The sequence below is a fragment of the Pseudoalteromonas maris genome (assembly GCF_049257235.1).
In the GTDB taxonomy this organism is placed as follows: domain Bacteria; phylum Pseudomonadota; class Gammaproteobacteria; order Enterobacterales; family Alteromonadaceae; genus Pseudoalteromonas.
The window spans coordinates 1-1,362 of sequence record NZ_JBMMUF010000022.1; the positions used below are offsets into that span (position 1 = coordinate 1).

General features: G+C 41.5%; 1 protein-coding gene. It reads right to left on the reverse strand.

Features of this window, described 5'->3' with window-relative positions; all coding sequences use genetic code 11:
* Positions 1-206: 206 nt before the first annotated feature.
* The gene (locus tag AAEU32_RS15795) at positions 207-1,250 is read right to left on the reverse strand and encodes an IS110 family RNA-guided transposase (protein ID WP_421971491.1); all 1,044 of its coding nucleotides are present in this window, start codon (positions 1,248-1,250) and stop codon (positions 207-209) included.
* Positions 1,251-1,362: the final 112 nt, after the last annotated feature.

The following is a 1,362-nucleotide window of genomic DNA, read 5'->3' on the forward strand; positions in this document are numbered from 1 at the left end:
GCTCCAGTTAGTTTCAGGCTCAACTAAGGTGTAAACAATTTTGCTCATTCTTAATGCGCACCAATGGGGTGTCTAATCAAGCGCAAGTAGCTTATACAGCGACTATATTTACCTGCAATATCATGCTTAGTGGCATATACGTCACAAATAACGCGCGATAGTTCTTGCTTATCTAGTTAGGCGTTCAGCTCACCCCATCGTGCGACTTAGGCGTTTAAAAACCGTTCATCATCGAATACCGTTTTATTCTTTAACATGAAGTAAACAGCGCGACCAAGTTTATGGGCCAAGGCGGATAACGCTTTGGCTTTACTCATGCGCTTTTGTAGTTTGTTTATATAACGTCTTGCTTTGTCGTTACCTCGTAAATAGAGAATAGCGGCTTCACTAAACGCCCATTTTAAATGACCGTTGCCAATTTTATTACCACTTGTACCGTAGGTTTTACCTGCTGACTCCGCTTTGCATTTAACTAAGCGGGAATAGGATGCAAACTTTTGGACTGACTCAAAGCGCTCTATGTCGCCAATTTCATAAAGTATGGTCATCGCTAATATAAGTCCGATGCCTGGTACGGTTCGCAATTGAGCGTAATAGTCAGGGCGATGTTGTTGTGCTTTACGCTCAAGAAAACATTCAAGGTATTTTAGTTCTTGAGCGTAACTGTCGAGGATGGCTAAGTCGAAATTGATATTACGTTGCACAACAGGATCGTCATAACGCGTTCTGAATTCTTCCCGCACACATTTGTTTTTCATATGCAACTCTAGCGCGGGATAATTATATTGGCTGTTCGTGTTAACGATATGCGCTTTAAGCTGAGCACCATGCTGAACAAGCTTGGTTCGTCGACGCAGCAAATCACGAGTCGCTCTCATCTCACTTGGATAATCATAAGCAAGAGGAAAGTTGCCACCGCGTAACAAACTGGCGATTTTATAAGAATCAATTTTGTCGTTTTTGGCTTTACCACCGTGAATGGCTTTCATGTAAAGAGCGTGACCGAGCACGAAATCAACATCATGCTCTTTGCAGAAGTCGCTAACCCAATACCAACAATGCATACACTCTACGCCAATCACTACTTGCCCGATATAGGGCTCAATGAGCGATAATAATGCGTGTTTATCTGCCTTTATCTTTTTATGAACAACCTTTTCACCCTTGTTATTCAAGATACAGACATAAAGAATTCGCGCATGTAAGTCGATACCACAGTAAAAATCATGTAATTTGGTATAAAATTTCATTGAGCTTTCTCCTTTTGGTTTGGTCGCCTTGAAGTTTAGTATTTCGCTAAACTTCGGGGAGAAGGTTCAATAAGTATCAAGTTACTCAAAAGGACGCAAAACGCTTGGCTTG

Coding starts and splice junctions, on each gene's coding strand:
- AAEU32_RS15795 (WP_421971491.1), bottom strand. CDS start 1,250: ATGAAATTTTATACCAAATTACATGATTTTTACTGTGGTATCGACTTA.